This window comes from Actinoplanes sp. NPDC026670 (genome assembly GCF_040638175.1).
Lineage (GTDB): Bacteria > Actinomycetota > Actinomycetes > Mycobacteriales > Micromonosporaceae > Actinoplanes.
On the sequence record NZ_JBEZXU010000019.1, the window covers coordinates 147755 to 167302 of the forward strand.

Annotated in this window: 17 protein-coding genes; 4 read left to right on the plus strand and 13 right to left on the minus strand. The window is 70.4% G+C overall.

Annotation, left to right across the window (positions count from 1 at the left end):
- Positions 1 to 6: 6 nt before the first annotated feature.
- A complete protein-coding gene (locus AB0E94_RS20710; protein ID WP_360328419.1) occupies positions 7 to 558 on the minus strand; it encodes a hypothetical protein in 552 nt (183 codons plus the stop codon).
- A 112-nt stretch (positions 559 to 670) separates the two neighbouring features.
- Between AB0E94_RS20710 and AB0E94_RS20715 the strand changes: the two genes are divergently transcribed.
- Positions 671 to 1888 (plus strand): NADP-dependent isocitrate dehydrogenase, encoded by a 1218-nt coding sequence (locus AB0E94_RS20715; protein WP_360328420.1) that lies wholly within the window; start codon positions 671 to 673, stop codon positions 1886 to 1888.
- A 118-nt stretch (positions 1889 to 2006) separates the two neighbouring features.
- Positions 2007 to 4625 (plus strand): bifunctional acetaldehyde-CoA/alcohol dehydrogenase, encoded by a 2619-nt coding sequence (gene adhE / locus AB0E94_RS20720; RefSeq protein ID WP_360328422.1) that lies wholly within the window; start codon positions 2007 to 2009, stop codon positions 4623 to 4625.
- Between the two features lie 75 nt (positions 4626 to 4700).
- On the opposite strand, the gene galT is transcribed toward adhE, so the two are convergent.
- From galT to AB0E94_RS20740, 4 genes are all read right to left on the minus strand, one after another.
- Positions 4701 to 5786 carry a galactose-1-phosphate uridylyltransferase gene (gene galT, locus AB0E94_RS20725; RefSeq protein ID WP_360328423.1) on the minus strand — a complete coding sequence of 362 codons (1086 nt, stop codon included), beginning with the start codon at positions 5784 to 5786 and terminating at the stop codon, positions 4701 to 4703.
- Positions 5783 to 6559, minus strand: a complete 777-nt coding sequence (locus AB0E94_RS20730) for a DeoR/GlpR family DNA-binding transcription regulator (RefSeq protein WP_317788578.1) — start codon at positions 6557 to 6559, stop codon at positions 5783 to 5785. Before AB0E94_RS20730 ends, galT begins: the two co-directional genes overlap by 4 nt.
- Before the next feature lie 70 nt (positions 6560 to 6629).
- Complete coding sequence (locus AB0E94_RS20735) at positions 6630 to 7544, minus strand: glycosyltransferase family A protein (protein ID WP_360328424.1); 915 nt, start codon at positions 7542 to 7544, stop codon at positions 6630 to 6632.
- Positions 7544 to 8476, minus strand: a complete 933-nt coding sequence (locus AB0E94_RS20740; protein ID WP_360328426.1) for a sulfotransferase — start codon at positions 8474 to 8476, stop codon at positions 7544 to 7546. Before AB0E94_RS20740 ends, AB0E94_RS20735 begins: the two co-directional genes overlap by 1 nt.
- A gap of 62 nt (positions 8477 to 8538) precedes the next feature.
- Between AB0E94_RS20740 and AB0E94_RS20745 the strand changes: the two genes are divergently transcribed.
- Positions 8539 to 9639: a WecB/TagA/CpsF family glycosyltransferase gene (locus AB0E94_RS20745; RefSeq protein WP_360328428.1), complete on the plus strand. Its 1101-nt coding sequence runs from the start codon at positions 8539 to 8541 to the stop codon at positions 9637 to 9639.
- Positions 9640 to 10032: 393 nt separating this feature from the next.
- On the opposite strand, the gene AB0E94_RS20750 is transcribed toward AB0E94_RS20745, so the two are convergent.
- Positions 10033 to 10650: a DUF4262 domain-containing protein gene (locus tag AB0E94_RS20750; RefSeq protein ID WP_360328429.1), complete on the minus strand. Its 618-nt coding sequence runs from the start codon at positions 10648 to 10650 to the stop codon at positions 10033 to 10035.
- Between the two features lie 111 nt (positions 10651 to 10761).
- Here AB0E94_RS20750 and AB0E94_RS20755 point away from each other — a divergent pair, with 111 nt between their 5' ends.
- A complete protein-coding gene (locus AB0E94_RS20755; protein WP_360328431.1) occupies positions 10762 to 11136 on the plus strand; it encodes a glyoxalase in 375 nt (124 codons plus the stop codon).
- Here the strand turns inward: AB0E94_RS20755 and AB0E94_RS20760 are convergent.
- Genes AB0E94_RS20760 through AB0E94_RS20790 form a run of 7 tightly spaced genes read right to left on the minus strand, consistent with a single transcriptional unit; the run spans position 11126 to position 19540 of the window.
- Positions 11126 to 12112 (minus strand): glycosyl hydrolase, encoded by a 987-nt coding sequence (locus AB0E94_RS20760; RefSeq protein ID WP_360328468.1) that lies wholly within the window; start codon positions 12110 to 12112, stop codon positions 11126 to 11128. The two genes, AB0E94_RS20755 and AB0E94_RS20760, sit on opposite strands and share 11 nt — an antisense overlap.
- Positions 12105 to 12839 (minus strand): SAM-dependent methyltransferase, encoded by a 735-nt coding sequence (locus tag AB0E94_RS20765; RefSeq protein WP_360328433.1) that lies wholly within the window; start codon positions 12837 to 12839, stop codon positions 12105 to 12107. Before AB0E94_RS20765 ends, AB0E94_RS20760 begins: the two co-directional genes overlap by 8 nt.
- The gene (locus AB0E94_RS20770; protein ID WP_360328435.1) at positions 12836 to 14386 is read right to left on the minus strand and encodes an MATE family efflux transporter; all 1551 of its coding nucleotides are present in this window, start codon (positions 14384 to 14386) and stop codon (positions 12836 to 12838) included. The genes AB0E94_RS20765 and AB0E94_RS20770 overlap by 4 nt, the downstream gene beginning before the upstream one ends.
- Positions 14350 to 15228, minus strand: a complete 879-nt coding sequence (locus AB0E94_RS20775) for a sulfotransferase domain-containing protein (protein ID WP_360328436.1) — start codon at positions 15226 to 15228, stop codon at positions 14350 to 14352. The genes AB0E94_RS20770 and AB0E94_RS20775 overlap by 37 nt, the downstream gene beginning before the upstream one ends.
- Before the next feature lie 3 nt (positions 15229 to 15231).
- Positions 15232 to 16461, minus strand: a complete 1230-nt coding sequence (locus tag AB0E94_RS20780) for a hypothetical protein (RefSeq protein WP_360328438.1) — start codon at positions 16459 to 16461, stop codon at positions 15232 to 15234.
- Complete coding sequence (locus tag AB0E94_RS20785) at positions 16458 to 17822, minus strand: hypothetical protein (RefSeq protein WP_360328440.1); 1365 nt, start codon at positions 17820 to 17822, stop codon at positions 16458 to 16460. The genes AB0E94_RS20780 and AB0E94_RS20785 overlap by 4 nt, the downstream gene beginning before the upstream one ends.
- Entirely contained in the window at positions 17819 to 19540 is a 1722-nt protein-coding gene (locus tag AB0E94_RS20790; protein WP_360328442.1) for a Wzz/FepE/Etk N-terminal domain-containing protein, read from the minus strand. The genes AB0E94_RS20785 and AB0E94_RS20790 overlap by 4 nt, the downstream gene beginning before the upstream one ends.
- Positions 19541 to 19548: the final 8 nt, after the last annotated feature.

The window sequence follows — 19548 nt, forward strand, 5'->3', positions numbered from 1 at the left end:
CCGATGTTAATGGGCGAGCGCCGCTGCTGTGATGACGGACACGATCGATACGACGGCGATCGCGAGGGCGCCCCAGATGCGCAGGTGGCGCGGCACCTCAAAGACTATCATGAATCCGGCCACGAGCACCGCGAGCCATGCGGTCTGACCGCCGGTGACGAAGGCGGAGTCGCCGCCCGGGAACGGGTCCTTGTCCTGGCGGGTGGGGAGGAACCAGAGCACCACGGGGGCGGTTAGCGCGGCGGCGGTGAGCAGAGTGACTCGAGTGGCTGGGCTGGAGGCGCGCGCGGCGGCCGACAGGCAGCCGGCCGCGACGCCGGCGAGCACGGCCACGAAGGCCCATCCGGCGAGGACGAGATGTGCCGGGTGATCGGTGAGAACCCGGTGTGCGGTCCGGATGACGTCGTCGCGGAAAAGGGCGCCCGTGACGAGCGACACGACGATTCCGGTTGCGATGGGTACGGCAGAGCCGGCGCGGGCCGCTGTTTCGCGCAGATTGTCCGTGCGCGTACCGCCGTGACGAGGTTCGTAGTGCTTATCGCCGCGCCGGTTCTTCATTCCCTGGGATGGTAGAGGGGGTCGGACAGGGCGAGGCCGCCCGGCGATCTTCGACGGGCGGGCAGTACGCTCGTACTGCTAAGCATGTGTTTCGGGAGAGGAGCGCCGGCCGATGGCGAAAATCAAGGTCAAGAACCCGGTCGTTGAGATCGACGGCGACGAGATGACCCGGATCATCTGGAAGCAGATTCGTGAGCAGCTGATCCTGCCGTATCTCGATGTGAACCTCGAGTACTACGACCTGTCGATCCAGTACCGGGACCAGACCGACGACCAGGTGACGATCGACTCGGCCAACGCCATCAAGCGGCACGGTGTGGGCGTCAAGTGCGCCACCATCACGCCCGACGAGGCGCGGGTCGACGAGTTCGGCCTGAAGAAGATGTGGCGTTCGCCGAACGGGACGATCCGTAACATTCTCGGCGGCGTCGTGTTCCGTGAGCCGATCATCATGAAGAACGTTCCCCGGCTGGTACCGGGCTGGACCAAGCCGATCATCATCGGCCGTCACGCCCACGGCGACCAGTACAAGGCGACCGACTTCGTCGCGCCGAAGGCCGGCAAGTTCACCGTCACCTTCACGCCGGAGGACGGCACCGAGCCGATCGAGCTGGTCGTGGCCGACTTCCCGGCCGGTGGTGTCGGCCTGGCGATGTACAACTACGACGAGTCGATCCGTGACTTCGCGCGCGCCTCGTTCCGCTACGGTCTGGCCCGCAACTACCCGGTCTACCTCTCGACCAAGAACACGATCCTGAAGGCCTACGACGGGCGTTTCAAGGACCTGTTCGCGGAGATCTTCGAGACCGAGTTCGCGGACAAGTTCAAGGAAGCCGGCATCACGTACGAACACCGGCTGATCGACGACATGGTCGCCGCCGCGCTCAAGTGGGAGGGCGGCTACGTCTGGGCCTGCAAGAACTACGACGGTGACGTGCAGTCCGACACCGTGGCCCAGGGCTTCGGCTCGCTCGGCCTGATGACCTCGGTCCTGATGACCCCGGACGGCCAGACCGTCGAGGCCGAGGCCGCCCACGGCACGGTCACCCGGCACTACCGGCAGTGGCAGAAGGGCGAGAAGACCTCGACGAACCCGATCGCCTCGATCTTCGCCTGGACCGGCGGCCTCAAGCACCGCGGCAAGCTCGACAGCACCCCCGAGGTGACCGAGTTCGCCGAGAAGCTGGAGCGGGTCTGCATCGAGACCGTCGAGGGTGGTCAGATGACCAAGGACCTCGCGCTGCTCATCGGCCGGGACGCCCCGTGGCTCTCGACCGACGAGTTCATGAACGCTCTCGACGAGAACCTGGCGCGCAAGCTCGGCGCCTGATCCGACACGCACCACCGAAGCCCGCCGGCCTGTGCCGGCGGGCTTTGTGCTTTCCGCCCGCTTCGGGACCTTGGTCCCTTCGGGTCGTGCCTTTGCGCAGCGTGCTGAGGACGGAGCGATGCCGAAGATGGAGGTGACGAAGGGGAGCGAGATGAACGAGATCGACGGCCTGGTCGGCAACGCCGCGAAGGCGCTGATCGCCTACGCGGACTTCACCCAGGAGCAGGTCGACTACATCGTCGGCAAGGCCTCGGTGGCGGCGCTGGACAAGCACGGCGAGCTGGCCCGGCTGGCGGTCGACGAGACCGGCCGGGGCGTGTTCGAGGACAAGGCCGTCAAGAACATCTTCGCCTGCGAGCACGTCACGAACAGCATGGCCGGGATGAAGACGGTGGGCATCATCCACCGTGACGACATCAACGGCATCACCGAGATCGCCGACCCGGTCGGTGTGGTCTGCGCGGTCACCCCGGTCACCAACCCGACCTCGACGACGATCTTCAAGGCCCTGCTGGCGCTGAAGACCCGCAACCCGATCGTCTTCGCCTTCCACCCGAACGCGCAGCAGTGCAGCGCCGAGGCGGCCCGGGTGGTCCGGGACGCGGCGATCGCCGCGGGCGCCCCGGAGGACTGCATCCAGTGGGTCGAGCAGCCGTCGATCCAGGCCACGTCGGCCCTGATGAACCACCCGGGTGTCGCGACGATCCTGGCCACCGGCGGCAACGCGATGGTCCGGGCCGCGTATTCGACAGGCAAACCGGCCCTCGGCGTCGGCGCCGGCAACGTGCCCGCGTATGTCCACCCGTCGGCTGACGTGGTCCGCGCCGCCCACGACATCGTGCTGTCGAAAACCTTCGACAACGGCATGATCTGTGCCTCCGAGCAGGCCGTCATCCTGGACAAGACGATCGCCGCGCAGGCGATCAAGGAGTTCAAGCGGCTGCACGCTCATGTGGTGAGCGCCAAGGAGAAGAAGCTCCTCCAAAACTTCATCTTCCCGCCGGACGGCGAGGGCAAGGATTGCGTCGGGGAGAAGCTCAACGCCGCAGTCGTCGGCCAGTCGCCGGTCTGGATCGCTGAGCAGGCCGGATTCAGCGTTCCCGAGGACACCTCGATCCTGCTCGCCGAGATCACCGAGGTCGGCCCGGCCGAGCCGCTGAGCCGGGAGAAGCTGTGCCCCGTGCTGGCGCTGCTCAAGGCCGAGGACGAAGAGCAGGGCATCCGGTACGCCGAGCAGATGGTGGAATTCCACGGCCTCGGTCACAGCGCGGTCGTGCACGCCAAGGAAGCCGGCCTGGCCGAACGGTTCGGGCAGCGGATGAAGGCGGTCCGGATCATCTGGAACGCGCCCGCCTCCCAGGGCGGCATCGGCGACATCTACAACGGCTTCCGCCCGTCGCTGACCCTCGGTTGCGGCAGTTACGGCCACACCTCGGTGTCCGACAACGTCTCCGCTCTCAACCTGCTCAACATCAAGCGAATCGGCCGTAGGACGAACAACATGCAGTGGTTCAAGGTGCCCGCGAAGATGTACTTCGAGCCGCACGCCATCCGCTACTTCCGGGACATGCCCGAGGTCAGCCGGGTCACCATCGTCACCGACCACACCATGACCAAGCTGGGGTACGTGGACCGGATCAGCAACGTCCTGCGGGAGCGCCCGGAGCCGGTGACCATCCAGATCATCGACGGGGTCGAGCCGGAGCCCAGCATCGAGACCGTCCGGTCCGGCGCCGCGTTGATGCGCTCGTTCCGCCCGGACACCATCATCGCGCTCGGCGGTGGCTCGCCGATGGACGCGGCGAAGGTGATGTGGCTGCTCTACGAACACCCGGACGTCGACTTCGCGGACATGAAGGAGAAGTTCTTCGACGTACGGAAGCGGGCCTTCAAGTTCCCGACCCTGGGCAACCTGGCCCAGCTGGTCTGCGTGCCGACCACGTCCGGCACCGGCGCCGAGGTCACCCCGTTCGCGGTGATCACCGACACCGCCACCGGGCAGAAGTACCCGCTGGCCGACTACGCGCTCACCCCGAGCGTGGCGATCATCGACCCGCACCTGACCAAGGACCTGCCGCCGGTGGTGACCGCGGACAGCGGCTTCGACGCGCTGACCCACGCCACCGAGGCGTACGTGTCGGTCTACGCCAGCGACTTCACCGACGGCCTGGCCCTGCACGCGATCAAGCTGATCTTCCAGAATCTGGAACGTGCCGTGAAGCAGGGCGGGGACGACCCGCTGGCCCGGGAGAAGATGCACAACGCCGGAACCATCGCCGGCATGTCGTTCGGCAACGCGTTCCTCGGCATCGTGCACGCCATGGCGCACACCTTGGGCGCCAGCTTCCACGTCGCGCACGGCCGGACCAACGCGATCCTGCTGCCCCACGTGATCAGGCACAACGGCACCGTGCCGGCGAAACTCAACAGCTGGCCGAAGTACGAGCGCTACATCGCCCCGGAGCGGTTCCAGGACATCGCCCGGCACCTCGGCCTGCCCGCCGACACTCCCGAGCAGGGCGTCGAATCGTACGCCCGCGCCGTGGAGAAGTTGCGGGACGCCGTCGGGATCCCGCCGTCGTTCAAGGGCGCCGGCGTCGACGAGGAGGAGTTCCTGGCCGCGCTGCCGCAGCAGGCGATGAACGCCTACCTCGACCAGTGCGCGCCGGCCAACCCGCGGATGCCGATGCTGGAGGACATGAAGCGGATCATGCGGAACGCCTACTACGGGGAGTGACCCCGAGGTGACATGAGTCGTTGAAACGATGGGGAGGCCTTGTCCCGGGCCTCCCCATCGTCGTGCCGGGTGGGGTCAGATGTCGCGCAGCCGCTGGGCCGCGGCCTCCGGGACGATGTCGTTGACGAACGCGCCCATCGCCGACTCCGACCCGGCCAGGTACTTCAGCTTGTCGGCGGCGCGCCTGATGCTGAACAGCTGGAGATGCAGGTAGCCCAGCTCACGGCCCTCGCCGGTGACCGCCTGGTGCCACGCCGAGATGTACGGCATCGGCTTGCCGAACAGCCCGTCGAAGCGGCGCAGCACGTCCAGGTAGAGCGGGGCGAACGCGTCGCGCTCGTCGTCGGTGAGCGCGGGCAGGTCGGGGACCTGCCGGTGCGGGGCCACGTGCACCTCGAACGGCCAGCGCGCGGCGGCCGGCACGTAGGCGGTCCAGTGGTCGTTGGCGGCGATCACCCGTACCTTCGCCTCCTGCTCGGCGGCGAGGACGTCGGCGTACAGATTGCGCCCGGTCTTCTCGAAGTGCCGCCGCGCGGCCCGGAGGTAGGCGGCGGTCTTCGGCGTCACCGTCGGGTAGGCGTAGATCTGGCCGTGCGGGTGGTGCAGCGTCACACCGATCTCGACACCCCGATTCTCGAACGGGAAGACCTGCGCGACCTCCGGCAGTCCGGAGAGTTCCGCGGTCCGGTCGGCAAGTGCATCGATGACGGTACGGACACGCGACACCGGCAACGAGCCGAAGGCGCTGTCGTGATCGCTGGTGAAGCAGACCACCTCGCACCGGCCGTGTCCGGGCCGCACCGGCACCAGATCGGTGACCTGGGTGATCTCGTCCGGCACGATCCGGTCGGAGAACGACGGGAACTGGTTCTCGAAGACCACCACGTCGTAGTCGGGCGCCGGGATCTCGCTGGCGAACCGCTCGCTGGTCGGGCACAGCGGGCACGCGTCCGACGGCGGCAGGAACGTCCTGGTGTTGCGGTGCGCGGCGACCGCGATCCACTCGTCGGTCAGCGGGTCGTAGCGCAGCTGTGAGGCCGGCGGAGGCGGCGGAAGCTGGCGGGTGTCCTGGTACGACGAACGGCTGCCGCCGGGGGATTCGTCGAAGTAGATCAGCTCACGACCGTCGGAGAGACGGACGCTCGAGCGGGTCGGGGTCACTGGGGGTTCACCACCACGAGTTCAGGGACGGTTTCCGACAGCAGGGCGCGGGCGTCGTCGTCCAGCCCGTCGTCGGTGATCAGGACGTGCGCGCGGGACAGTGGCACGATCGAGGAGATGCCGACGGTGCCCCACTTGGTGTGGTCGGCCAGCACGACGAGGCGCTCAGCCGCCTCCACCAGCGCTCGGTTGACATCCGCCTCCATCAGGTTGGGCGTGGTGTAGCCGGCCCGCTCGCTCATCCCGTGCACGCCGAGGAAGAGCACGTCCAGATGCAGGGTCCCGACGGCGGCGACCGCGACCGGACCGACAAGAGCATCCGAGGGGGTACGGGTGCCGCCGGTCAGCACCACCGTCTGGTCGGGCCGGCCGGCCCGGTAGAACACGTCGGCGACCGGGATCGAATTGGTCACCACGGTCAGCGCCGGGACGTCGACCAGGCGCTGGGCCAGCTCCGCGGTCGTGGTGCCGGCCGACAGCGCGATGGCGTCGCCGGGGGAGACCAGGGCGGCGGCCCGCTGGGCGATCGCCGCCTTCTCCCCGCGCTCACGCACCGATTTCGCGGTGAAGCCGGGCTCGTGTGCCGAACCGGGACTGACTGTGGTCGCGCCACCATGTACCTTCGCCAGCAACCCGCGCTCGGCGAGTGCCTCCAGGTCGCGCCGGATCGTCATGTCGGAGACGCTGAACTCGTTGGCCAGCTCGGTCACCCGCACGCCGCCTGAGGCGCGCACCCGGTCGAGGATCGCCGCCTGGCGCTGCTGTGCCAGCATCAGCTGGACCGCACTATTTCGAACACACTCGAACAGTACCGCGTGGCCGGGTGTGTGCGAAAGGGTGAGTTCAGATACCCCGTCCTCGCTTGTGCAGCGCTGAAAGGACGTTCTCCACCTTGACTGCTCCGGTCATCGCCGCCAAGGCGATAGCCGCACGAGGTTCCCGCCAATTCGCCCGCACCGCCTCCCGGGTGTACCGCCAGGCGGCGCCCCGGTTGCCGGACGCCGCCGACCAGCACGCCAGCTGACCGTAGACCCGGGCCGCGCCCGGCCGACAGCCGCTGATCTCCGGGTGCCGCTGCATCATCCAGCGCAGCGACGAGATCTTGGTGGCGTACTCGTACGCGTAGTGCGAAGTGCGGCCCCACAACACCCGGACCAGCGGCTCGTCCAAATGCACGATCGGCGCGCGGCGGGCCGCCCTGAGCAGAAGATCCCAATCCTCGTTCTGACTACCCGGCGCGTCCTCGGCGACCAGCCCGACCCGATCGTGCTCCAGCGCCTCCCGCCGGATCAGGAACGACGACGAATGCAGCATCGACATACGCGAACGGGCCAGATCGGCCACCGTCACCCGGGGGCGGCCGGCCAGCCGCGCGGTGCACCGGCCCTCGTACTCCACCTCGATCGCACACGTGGCGAACTCGGCCTCCGGCTCGGCCAGCAGTGCGGCCACCTGACGGCGCAACTTGTCCGGCAGCCACTGGTCGTCGTCGTCGCAGAACGCCATCAGCTCGGTGTCCAGTGCCAGCAGACCGGTGTTCCGGGCGCCGGCCAGCCCGGCGGCCCGCCAATTCGTCAACACCAGCACGGGTACGCCGTCCGTCGACGCCAGCAGGTAGTCGGGTTCGGTCTGGTCGTACACCACCACGACCTTCAGCTCGCCCGGATAGCGCTGGGCGCGTACCGCGGCGATCGAACGGCGCACCAGCTCGGGACGGTTCCGGGTGGGGATCACGACGCCTACCGACGGCCAGTTCATCACGCCTCCGATGCGATGTTGAGCGGGTAGCCGTACGCCCGGAGAAGGGGTCCGCAGACCGCGCCCACCAGCCTGCGCTGCGCCCGCGGCAGGGCGGCGACCCACGCATCGTCCTGGCGCAGCGGCAGCCGGCCCACCGTGAACCGCATCGGATTGCCCGCCGCGCTGTGGCCGGCCCGCAGGTCGGCGTGGCCGCGCCGGAGGAATTCCAGGTCCTCCGGGTGCAGCGGGACGCCGGCGAAGTCGGCCAGCCGGATCAGGCCGGCCCGCGGATCGGCCAGGAACTCCTCGTAACGGATCCGGCGAACCGGCACGCCACGCCGGGCGAGCAGGCCGAACGCGGCGTTGTGGGCGTTCCAGAGCAGCGCCGACCGGCCGGGGGAGTAGCGGGTCATCTCGTCCGTGCCGTCGGTCTCCGGCCGGGTCACCGTCTTGGTCCACGAGTAGGCCACCCCGCGGGCGTCCCGGACCACGTGCACCACCTTCAGGTCGACGTCGTCCGCCCAGCGCAGCACGTGGGCCAGCGCCGAGTGCTTGGAGGAGTCGATCACCACCCGGGCGCCGGCGGCCTCAGCGGCGGCGGCGTAGATCCGGGCGTAGTAGGAGGCGTACTCGCGCACCTCGTCGGAGGCGGTGTTCGCCGAGGCCAGCCGGGGGATGTGCCGGGTCCGCTCGACCGCGTCGCGGAGCGCGTGCACCCGGTCCACGTCGACGTTCGACCAGCCGTTGAAGGCCAGTTCACCGACCTGTCGCCAGAAGTCGCAACCGGAGAACCGGGTGCCGCAGCCGCAGCGTTCGTCGTCCCGGACGTCGCGTTGCCACAGGTGGACGACCTCCCCCAGAGCGCAGATCCCGGGCAGCTCACCGAGCAGCCGTTCAACGAGGGTCGTGCCACTTCGTCCGAATCCACCTAGAAACAGAACTTGTGCCACTTTGCCCCGCCTTTGCTCGTTTCGCTGTGGTAACGAGTGAATCAGGCAAAAGGAGGCGCTAGGTGGCTATCGAGGCTTTCGAGCGTGTGCACCTTGATGGCACCGGCATCGACCGCATCACCGAGGACGAGGTCGTCGCCGTGGTCCGCGAGTCACTGGCCCACGGACGGGGCGGCCGGATCATCACCCCGAACGTCGACATCCTCCGCCGGGCCGCCGCCGACCCGGGCGTCCGCCGCCACCTGGACGACGCCGACCTGATCGTCGCCGACGGGATGCCCCTGGTCTGGGCGAGCCGTCTCGGCGGGGTGCCCCTCCCGGAACGGGTCGCCGGCAGCAGCCTGATCTGGTCCCTCTCCGAGGGCCTGGGCCGAGACGCCCGCTCCGTCTTCGTGATCGGCGGCACACCCGCCGCTGGTCGGCCCCGGGCCGCCTTGTCAGCCGCCGGTCGGCCCCAGGCCGCCTTGTCCGCCGCCGGTCGGGCCGCGGACGCCAGGCCGGAGCGGCGTTCCGCCGAAGAGGCCCCGGCTGCGGCCACCGACGCCACCCGAAGCCGCCCCGGCGCGATCTTGCGGAGTTCAGGCACACCTGTCTCGCGGAACTCCACAAGATCGCGGCGGGGTGACCGGCCGGTCGTCACCTCGGCCGCGGTCAAGGCGGCGATCAGTGCCGCGGCCGTCGCGAAGGCGGCCCGTATCGCCGGAAAGGACGGCGCGGCCCGTGCCGCGGCCCGGCTCGTCGACGCCTACCCCGCCCTGCGGATCGCCGGAACGCTCAGCCCCGATTTCGGCTTCGAGGAGGACGAGGCCACCTACGCCGACTTCTGTGCAGCAGTCGTCGCGGCCCGCCCCGACCTGGTCTTCGTCGGACTGGGTTTCCCCAAGCAGGAACTCGTCATCGAACGTCTCCGCCCCGAACTGCCCGGCACCTGGTTCGTCGGTTGCGGCGCCGCGGTCAACTTCGTGGCCGGCGACATCGGACGTGCCCCCCGCTGGATGCAGCGAACCGGCCTCGAATGGGCCCACCGCCTCGGCACCGAACCCCGCCGCCTGGCCGGCCGATACCTACGTCACGACGCCCCCTACACCCTCCGTCTCCTGGCCCGAGCCCCCCGCCGCCGCCCTCTCCGCCCTGACGCCGGCCTCGCGGGGAGGCGCCTCTGACGCCGGCCTGGTGGGGAGACGCTTCTGGTGCTGGCCTGGTGGGGAGGCATCTCTGCCGTCGGCCCGGTGGGGAGGCGTCCCTGCCGTCGGCCCGGTGGGGAGGCGTCCCTGACGTCGGCCCGGTGGGGAGGCACTCACAACCAGCTGGCCTCTGGGTCGTGTGGAAGGTCGGCGAGAAAGCGGAGGGCAGGGATCGGCGGCCGGGCGGCGGGTCGGGCGGGCTCCTCCCTCGCCTCGAGGCAGGCGGCGCGAAAGCGAAGTGCCGGAAGCAGTGGCCGGCGACCGCCCGCAGAGGCCGCCGGACCAGCCTCGATGCCGGTGTCGAGACCGGCCGGTGCGGCGGCGGGCGGGGCGGCGGCGGGCGGGGCGGTGAACAGAAGGGTGGTGGGCATCTCAGTCCTCACGGTTGCTTCCCTCGCCGCCGGGCGACGAGGGTGGGGTGAACGGGAATCGGGCACGGCCGGTGCGGGCCGCCCGGTGGCGCTGGGCCCGCCGCTCCTGGGCGCCGGGCAGCCCGCGGAACCGGCCGCAGCGACGGCCCGCCCGGGTCAGTGGGACGCCTATCGTCGGTTGTGGGTAGTCGAGCGTGTCGTAGCCGCTCTGCCAGGGGAAACGGTCGGCCGGATCGGGCCAGGCCAATTGGAGGAGCCGGACCCGGTCGTCGCCGTAGCGCATCAGCGCAGCCCCCGGGAACAGGGTCTCCGAGATCTCGCCGGACACCACCCGCACCTCCTGCCCGTTGAGCAGGCCGCGCAGCCGATGCCCGTGACGCAACAGCAGGCCCTCGTCGCAGACCCGGCCGGCCACCTCGTTGAGCAGCACGTGGCCGGTCTCCGGTGGCAGGCCGGCGATGGTCAGCTCGGGAAACCCGTAACCGGTGAGGCCCACGGTGTACGCGAAAGCCACCGTGTCGGGAGGGTCGTCGTCGGTGGGCACGACGTGCACGACGGCCCAGCCGAATCTCTCGATGATCTCGCTCTGCTCGTCGAAGAAGTCGTCGAGGTAGGACACCGCGGACACCCCCGTTGGGCTCGGCCTGGCTGACTGAGCTCACTATGGAACACACGTACGACATTTTTCGGCGGCTGGTTAACCGTACGCCCGTACTGTTAAAGTTTGGTCATGGGGTTTCGAATCGACGACCTGCATCATGTGCAACTGCTGATCCCGCCGGGTGGCGAGGGTGAAGCCCGAGCGTTCTACAGCGGGGTCCTCGGCATGGCGGAGATCATCAAGCCGCCGGTGCTGGCCGCCCGGGGTGGCTGCTGGTTCCGCGGCGGCGGCTGGGAGGTGCACCTGTCCCCGGTCCCGGATTTCGCGGCGGCCCGCAAGTCGCACCCGGGTGTGCTGATCACCGGCCTGGACGCGCTGGCCGCGACGCTGGAGGCCGCCGGCCACCCGGTCGCGTGGGATCCACATTTCCCGGGTCACCGGCGGCTCTACTCGGCAGACGGTCACGGAAACCGGCTGGAGTTCCTCGAGAGGATCAGGGATTGAAGTACGGGTCCCGGCTCAGCGATTTGAGCGCCCGGAAGGCTCGCTTGTCCCCGCTGAGCTGGAACTGCTGGTTGGGCCCGTTCCCCTCCGGGTCGGACTCGAAGTAGGCGATGGCCTTGATCTGCCGGTTCACCTTGAAGGTCCGTTCGGCGTCCTTGAGCCAGGCGACCCGTGACTCCGTGCCCCACGCCTTCGCCACCCCGAACTCGCCGATGATGATCGGTTTCGGTCGCTGGGCGGCCCAGTCGAGGAACGGGCCCATCAGCTCCCCGATCGGCTTGAACTCGAAGCCGGCGTAGACGTCGACGCACGTCCAGTCGACCTGGTCGTCGCCCGGGTAGAAGTCCGGCGCGTCACCGCGGATGAAGCCCTCGGCGGTCGGGCACCACACCCAGGACACGTTGTCGGCCCGCTGCTCGCGGAACTTCTTCCGCACGTACCGCCAGGCCGCGATGTAGTCCTCGCCGGACCACATGGTGGCCTGGAGGTTGGGCCGGTCCATCTCCCAGCGCATCCGCAGCAGCACCGGCTTCTTGATCTTCCGGATCGCGACCGCCTGTCTCCGGATCAGGTCGTCGTGCTCACCGGCCAGGATGGACCGGTTGTCGCCGGTCGCCCAGCTGATCATCAGCGACGCGCCGTCGGCGAGGAAAGCCTGGTCCGACGGGGTGCCCATGAGCTGGTCGAAGCGGCGGTACGTGTTGATGAAGTCGAGCCGCCGGCCCATCGACTCCTCCAGCCAGCCGACCGCGGTGAGCCGCCCCACATGGGTCAGCTCGTCCGGCTTGATCCACGCGCCGAAGTAGGCGCCCTTCGCGGGCGGCTCGTACGGCCCGGCCTCGAACGGCCCGGGGTTGACCGCGACGGCGCGCGGCGGGGTGGACAGATCGGGCGACGGGGGCGCCGGCGGAGGCGCCGGGGAGGAGCAGGCGGCCAGCATCATCGCCGCCGCGAACAGCGAGCACCACCTACGCATGGACACGCCGGGCCGTGTAGAGGACGTTCACCGCGTACCCGTCGCTGCCGGGCACCCGCCGGGCCGCCGCGTCCGCGAGCCGCGCCACCCGGTTGTCGTGCAGCGACGGAGTGAGCATGGAGAACCCGCGCCGCTCGACGATCTCGAACCCGTGCCGGGCCAGCAGCTTCTCCACCTGGGTGTGCGACAGTTCGGCGAACCAGCGTTCGCCGCTGTGCCGCCGGGCGCGCAGATGCCGTAGCGATCCGGCGTTGCCGTGGTTCTCCACCACCAGCATCCCGGATCCACGGTGCGGCAGAACCTTCGCGGCGAAAGCCAGCGCCCGGTCCCGGATGCCCTCGTCCACGTTGAGCAGCAGCCGGAAGATCGTCACGATGGCCGGGAAACCGGCCGCCACCGGCAGCGGCACGGGCCCCTCGCCCGGCACCCGGTGCCAGTAGGCGCGCGATCCGACCTCGGCTGCCTTGGTCATCATCTCGGCCGACGTGTCGTAGCCGTGCGCCTCCCGGACCAGGCCGTGCAGCGCGCGGATCGCCCGCCCGGTGCCGCAGGCGAAGTCGTGGTGCACGGGCGGATGTTCGACGAACTCGCGGCGTACGAGAGCCCGCAGGTAGTCGCGTTGCCGGTCGTTGATCCGCGACGCGTAGCTGTCCGGGGCGTACGTCACGGTCTCGTACTTCTCGACCGCCTCGGTGTCCTGGAACACCTCGGTGTAGTCGCCTGTCAACTCTTCCTCCTGCAATTCCTCATCGTGAACGCGCCGAGCATCAACGGGCCGCGGAGCAGCCACGCGCCCGCGGCGTAGGCCGGGACGGCGGCGACGACAGCCGCCGGAACGAGAACGACGAAGCCGAAGCACCCGATCGCCAGCGCGGCCGCGCTGAGGGTGCCGGTTCCGAACGGGTGCAGCCGGGTGCCCCGGTAGACCTGCGCGAGCGGCAGCAGGTTGTTGACCAGCATCGCCCCGGCCAGGCCGATCGCGGCGCCGAGCGCGCCCCAGCGCGGGATCAGCAGCACGTCGAGGCCGATCGTGACGGCCAGGGCGATCAGCACGTTGCCGAGGTTGGCCGAGGTGCGGCCGGCCATCGCGAGCACCATGTCGACCATGCCGCAGCCGGTCGCCACCAGCATCGCGGTGGCCAGCACCAGCACCACCGGCGCGCCGGCGGTGTACCCGTCGCCGAACAGCCGCAGATACCAGGGCGCGAACGCGATCACCAGCAGGCAGATCGGCCAGGTGACGAGCACCAACCAGCCGGTCGCGATCTGGTAGAGCCGCCGGGCCGCGGCCTGGTCCCCGGTGCTCAGCGCCTCGGCCAGCCGCGGCTGCACCGACTGCGACAGACCCTGGTTGGCGAACTGGATCAGCACCACGAAACGGCCGGCCACCGCGTAGATCGCGGCCGGCGCCAGCCCGCCCAGCGCCGCGACCAGCAGCACGTCCACCCGTTGCAGGGCGAGCTGCGCGACCGCGGCCAGCGCCCGCGGAGCGGTGAAGATCCAGAAATCCCGGCGCAGCCGCCGTCGATCGGTTCCGGTCACCGCACCGGCGACAAAGCCTTTCCGGTACGCCGTACGCGCCGACAATCCAGCCAGGACGACGACCGGCAGATAGGGGGCGGCCCAGGCGAACGCGAAGACCGGCAGCGAGGCGGCGGCCCACAACGCGGCCACACCGGCTGCGGACACGGCGACCAGTTGCAGCACGCTGCGCAGGATCCGGTCCAGCAGCACGGTCGGTCGCATGGTGCGGTAGCCACGGGTCACGGTCAGCAGCACATCGGTGAGCGCCTGAAACGGCACGAAGACCGCGAGCACCCGCAGTCCGGTGGTGTGATCCGCGATCAGCTGCGGCGACTCCCCGGCGGTGAGGTGCGCGATCCACGGCGCGGCCAGCCACATCGCCACCGCCAGGACCAGCGAGCACACGATCACCGGAGGCAGGCCGGCCCGCAGGCAGGGGCCCAGCAGATGATCCTGGCCGGTGGCCCGCAGCCGGGCCGGCCAGTAGACCAGGCCGGTGCCGGTGCCCAGTTTGGACAGCCCGCCGACGAGCACGAACGCGGCGGTAGCGGCGAAGAACGCGCCCGCCTGTTCAGGGCCGAGCGCGCGCGCCACGATCCACGTGACCAGCACCCCGGCGCCACCGGCGAGCGCCGAACCGGCCATGTTGGCCAGACCGCCCCGGGCCGCGCCGCGGGCGGCCGGCTCCGGATCCGCCGTGGTGGTGGCCGCCGTCACGTGCGGCGCCACACCGGGGTGTGCCCCAGCCACCCGGCCAGCGCCTCGTCGTGCGACTTGTAGTAGTCCCGCAGGTCACGGCGTAGCCCGGGATCCATGTCGGACTCCCGGGGCCGGGCGTTGTGCTGCTCGAACTTCGGGCGCGGGAGCCCGGACGGCAGCCCGAGGAACCGGCACACCTCGTCGTAGACGTCCTCCGGCTCGGTGAAGAACCGTTCGCTCTCCACCACGTGGATGCGTTCCCGCCCGACGTGCTGGGCCATCACGCTCAGGTAGCGGGCGTACTCGCCACGGGCCCGGTAGGCGTGATGCTGGTGGGCGAAGCTGTAGTAGGTGGGGTCGAGGGCGAGCCGGACCTCCTGGCGGTGCAGCCGGGCCGGCTCCAGGGTGAGCGCCGACCCGAAATCGGGTTCGGTCTCGTAACCCCGGGCCACCTCGTGGTGGTGCTGCGAGTAGGCCCGTTCCACCGGGTCCCGGACCAGGACCACCAGCTTGGCGTACGGCAGGTCGCTCGCGATCCGGGCGGCCGCCTGCGGGTGGTACATGTAGTACGGGCTGGACTCGAAGGTCTGCGCGCGTACCCCGTGCTTCTCGGCGATCCGTTCCGCGCTGCGCAGGGTCGGGAAGTGCCCGCGGTACCAGTCGGGTCCCCGCCGGTAGGACGTGTCGAAGTAGTGCACGCCCTTGTGCAGGACCGCCTTGAGCACCACCGGGTGCCCGGCCATCGCCCGGTACAGCGACGTGGTCCCACAGCGCTGCCCGCCGCAGATCAGGAACGACGGCAGCATCCGGCTCTCCGCGGTGAGCCGCCCGTACGAGCGGGAGCCCAGGTGCACGACGCGCTTCACCGGCGCCGGCAGGTTGCGAACATGCATGGTCTAGAGCTCCTCAACGCGCCGGATCAGCACCGGCAACAGCCAGGTCCCGAGCACGCCCAGCCGGGCGCCCGCCTCGGCCTGCTTGTCGGTCAGATAACGAACTGCGAGGTCGACCAGGTAGAGCAGGGCGGTGATCTCGCGGGCCACCGGCGCCACCCCGAACGGGGCGAGCAGCTCGTCGGCCCGGTGCACAGTCGCCTCCACGGCGGCCCGGGCGTCGCCGGTGGACTGGATGCGCTTCTGTAGCTCGTGGTGGACGGCGTCGAAGCCGAGCGGCACTCCGACGGCGAACCGTTCCCAGTCCCAGACGAGCAGCGTGTCGGTGAGGTTCGCCATGTTCCACGGGGCCCAGTCGCCGTGCCAGGCGCCGTACCGCAGCGCGGTCTCCCCGCTGTGCGCGGCCAGCACGTCGACCGCGGCGGCCAGCCCGGAACCCTCCGGCCGGTCGGCGACCGTGGCCAGCCGGGCGCGCAGCTCGTGCCAGTACCCGCTGCCGGTCAGTGGGCCGGTGGTGATGCCGCAGCAGTTCGCGATGTCGACCATGGCCGCGGTCAGCCGGCGCGGGGCGAGCGGGGCCCGGGGCAGCCAGACCGGCAACGCCGACTGGACCAGCACCTGCATGCCCCGCCAGGTCCCGGCGTGCAGCACCCGCGGCACGGTCAGCTTGGTCAGCCCGCTGCCGGACAGCGCGGTCAGCGCCGCCGTCTCCGACTTGACCAGGCTGCGGGTCAGTGGCCCGGTGCCCAGTTTGCCGAAGGCGAAGGTGTCGCCGTCCGGGCTGAGCAGCTGGAGCACCGGCTTGCGGTTGGCCCGGGCCGGGCCGATGTGGATGCTCACCGCCAGGTCGCGGCGCAGCGCGTCGCTCAGGTACCCGTCGATGCCCGCCGACACCGGGCCGGTCACCCGGATCCGGTCCCGGAAGAGCAGCCCGGTGGCGCGAGCGTGAACGGCCGCGACGACGGCGTCCCGTTTCAGCCGGGCCATCCGGGACTGCGGTTCCGCGTAGCGGCGGACGGCGGCCGCGGCGACCTGGGGGGAGAGCGTCGGGACCAGCAGACGGGGCCGGCGCAGGTGCGGGACCACCAGATACTCGGCCACCAGCGGCCCGGGCGTTCCGTCCGTCCGGCACGGCTCCGGGTAGAGCTGGGCGAGCACCTCGGAGAGGTACTGGGCACGGAGGGCGGCGTCTCCAGCGGTCAGCGCCGCGGGCGCGGTCTTCACCGGGCTCATGTGTTCTCCCCATCTGTCGCGTTACGCCAGAGCAGCGCGTATGCCAGAACCATGAAGGCCAGAGGGGTGACCAGCGAGTTGTACCAGAGCATCGCCGAGAACGAGGTCACCAGCGCCGCGCTCCCGGCGATCCCGATCGGGCTCCGGTCACGGCGGAACCGCCACAGCCCGTACCCGAAGAATCCGAGATAGCCGATCGCGCCGGCCGCGCCGTGCGCATAGATCAGCTGCCAGAACTGCCCGTTGCCGCCGACCGTGAAGTTGCCGCAGCGTTCACAGCCGGCACTCTCGCCGACGGTGATCGAGTTGCGCCCGCCGAGGGTGTTGCGGGTGCCGCCGTAGCCGATCACCGGTGAACCGATGAAACCGTCGAGCGCCTTGTCGATCAGGAACGAGCGGACCCCGTTGGACTTGCCGTTGTCCAGCCGGGCCTGCACGGTGTCGCCGAGCGGGGTGGCGATCATGGCCATCGCCAGCGCGGCCGACGCCAGCGGCAGGGCGGCCAGGATCCACAGTCGACCGGCCAGCACGTACCGGACCGCCACGTAGCCGATCAGCAGGCCGATCCCGATCCACAGGCCCCGGTTCAGCGACGCCACCGCCGGGAGCACCGAGACCGCCAGGCAGAGCACGGCCAGCAGCTTCCGTCCGGAACCGCGACTCCACCAGGCGGCCACCACCAGCCACGGAGCGAGCAGGCAGAAGTTGTTGCCCCAGGTGTTGGTGTAGCCCCACGGCGCGGCCGGGCGTGGTTTCTCCCCGCCGACCAGGTCCATGATCTGCGCGGCGTACGGGTGCACCAGCGACCGCACGAAACCCTTGTCACGCACCCCGGACGGCAGCAGCCACTCCACCGGCGACGTGAACTCGAAGTTTCCGGCCACCATGCCGAGCAGCCCGCCCGCCACGGTCAGCACGAACATGCCGGCGAGCAACCGGACCAGGCGGCGACGGGAGAGTTCGGCCTCGGTCAGGTTGCCGGCGTAGATCAGCAGAACGGTCAGCGACCCGTACATCGAAAGCTTGTAGACGACCGCGACCAACCGCTCGGTGGCACGTTCCGGCACCGTGCCCGCCGGGTCCGCGCCCAGCGCGGCGATGCTCACCACCACCGCGGCCAGGAAGATCGCCCACCAGGCGAAGCCTGGTGGCATCCGCACCGGCCGGCCCGCCGCCCGCCGGCGGATCAGCAGGAACAGCATCGCCGCCGCGGTCATCGGGAAGATCAGCACACCCAGGCCGAGCGCCCACCACAGTGGATAGAGCAGCAGGGTGCCGGCCACCGGCCAGGACGGCAGCGAGCGGTTCTTGACGGTTCGCGGAGCGGGCCCGGCGTGCGCTGCCGCCGCGACCGCGGTCACTTGTCGTCGCCCTCCGTGGCGCCGGCGCCGGCGAGGTCGGTGACCGAGACGGGTTCGGCGTCGTCCTCGCCGCCCGGCCGCTGCCGCCCGGCGTAGGGCAGCGCCTGCGTCGGGCCGTCCGGCACCTCGGACGTCTCCGTCTCGTCGGGCACCGGGAGCGAGTCGTCCGGCACCGGCAACGCCACCGCGGGCGCCGCCAGGTCACCCGGCTGGATCGGGGCGAGCCGCGGCAGCACCACGGTACCGAGCAGTTTCGTGCCGACCCGGCTCAGCTGCTCGGCCGCGTCGATCAGGGCGGGCCGCTTGGACCGGCGCAGCTCGACCGCGAGGATCGCCGCGTCGGCCAGGCTGGCCAGGCTCTGCGCGTCGGCGCTGCTGCTCGTCGACGGCGCCTCGATGACCACGTACCCACCCTGTTCGCGCAGCGTCTGGAGGGTGTCCTTGAGCCGCTGCGACTGCATCAGCCCGGCCGCGGTGGCCGCGCCCCCGGTCGTGATCACCCGCAGCGACGGGATGCGCGGGGCGCGTTGCAGGGTCCCGGACAGACTCACCCGGCCGGCCAGCAGGTCGGAGAGGCCGGGCAGGGCGGAGACCCCGAACATCCGGGCCAGCGGCGCGGTGTCGATCACGCTGTCCGGCAGGTGCGCGCCGATCAGCGTCACATCACTGCCGGTACGGGCCAGCGCCGCCGCCAGGTTCGCCGCGACCAGCGTGCTCGCCGAGCCACGGCTGATCCCGGTGACCACGATGATCTGGTCGCCCTCGTGGAGGGAGGCCAGCACCTCGTTGCGCAGCCGGTTGAAGACCCGGCCACCCGGCCCGTACGGCTGGAGCACGTCGTCGAAGTGCGGGGTGCTGCGGTCGTCGAGGGCGGCCAGCACCGGCACCCGGCCCCGGTCGCGGACGTCGCTCGGGGTGACCAGCCGCCTGTCGAACCGTTCCCGCAGGTAGGCCAGCCCGAGCCCGAGCAGCAGCCCGAGCATGCCGCCGGTGCCGATGTTGAGCCACGCGTTGGGGCTGGTCGGCTCCTCGGGCAGGCGCGAGTCGCTGATGATGCTGCCGCCGCCGACCATCGTGGTGGTCAGCTCGTTGAGGCGCCCGGTCAGCGAGTTGAGCTGGTTCTGCGAGTTGTTGCGCAGGCTCTGCAGGTTGCCTTCCGCGGAGCTGCCCTTGGCCGCGGCGGCCAGTTTCGCGTTGATCCCGGCCAGCATCGTGGTCAGCTGCCGGACCTTGAGGTTGAGCGAGCGGATCCGTTTGTCCAACTGGGAGCGTGCGGTCTCCTCCCGGTTGCGCAGGTACGCCTCGGCGAACGCGTGCGATCCGGCCTGTGCGGCCCGCGGGTCGTCCGCCTTGAAGGTGATCACCAGCACCGTGGTGTTCGCCGGGACCTGCACCGAGACCGATTTGGCCAGTTCGACCGGCGGGAGGTCGCTGCGCAGGAGGGTGGTCGCCTTCACCGCGACCGCTCCGGACCCGACGAGTTGTGCCTCGGTGTCCAGGTTGACGGTGCCCTTGGTGCGCCCGCCCTCGGCGTTGGTGTCCTGGCTGACCGACTCCACCAGCACGGACGCGGACGACTCGTACACCTTGGGCATGGCCTGCGTCAGGACCGCGCCGCCGCCCAGGCCGGCACCCGTGGCCACCAGGGCGATCCACCAGTGACGGCGGAACGCACCGAGGTAGTGCGAGAGATCGGACGAGGGGCGAGACGGTTCCATCAGTCTTC

What these genes read in the sequence shown, in the direction of transcription:
- AB0E94_RS20775 (WP_360328436.1), bottom strand. Translation starts at nt 15,228, where the DNA reads ATGCATGTTCGCAACCTGCCGGCGCCGGTGAAGCGCGTCGTGCACCTG.
- AB0E94_RS20755 (WP_360328431.1), top strand. Translation starts at nt 10,762, where the DNA reads ATGGGGTTTCGAATCGACGACCTGCATCATGTGCAACTGCTGATCCCG.
- adhE (WP_360328422.1), top strand. Translation starts at nt 2,007, where the DNA reads ATGCCGAAGATGGAGGTGACGAAGGGGAGCGAGATGAACGAGATCGAC.
- AB0E94_RS20760 (WP_360328468.1), bottom strand. Translation starts at nt 12,112, where the DNA reads ATGCGTAGGTGGTGCTCGCTGTTCGCGGCGGCGATGATGCTGGCCGCC.
- AB0E94_RS20730 (WP_317788578.1), bottom strand. Translation starts at nt 6,559, where the DNA reads ATGCTGGCACAGCAGCGCCAGGCGGCGATCCTCGACCGGGTGCGCGCC.
- AB0E94_RS20780 (WP_360328438.1), bottom strand. Translation starts at nt 16,461, where the DNA reads ATGAGCCCGGTGAAGACCGCGCCCGCGGCGCTGACCGCTGGAGACGCC.
- AB0E94_RS20715 (WP_360328420.1), top strand. Translation starts at nt 671, where the DNA reads ATGGCGAAAATCAAGGTCAAGAACCCGGTCGTTGAGATCGACGGCGAC.
- AB0E94_RS20710 (WP_360328419.1), bottom strand. Translation starts at nt 558, where the DNA reads ATGAAGAACCGGCGCGGCGATAAGCACTACGAACCTCGTCACGGCGGT.
- AB0E94_RS20790 (WP_360328442.1), bottom strand. Translation starts at nt 19,540, where the DNA reads ATGGAACCGTCTCGCCCCTCGTCCGATCTCTCGCACTACCTCGGTGCG.
- AB0E94_RS20735 (WP_360328424.1), bottom strand. Translation starts at nt 7,544, where the DNA reads ATGAACTGGCCGTCGGTAGGCGTCGTGATCCCCACCCGGAACCGTCCC.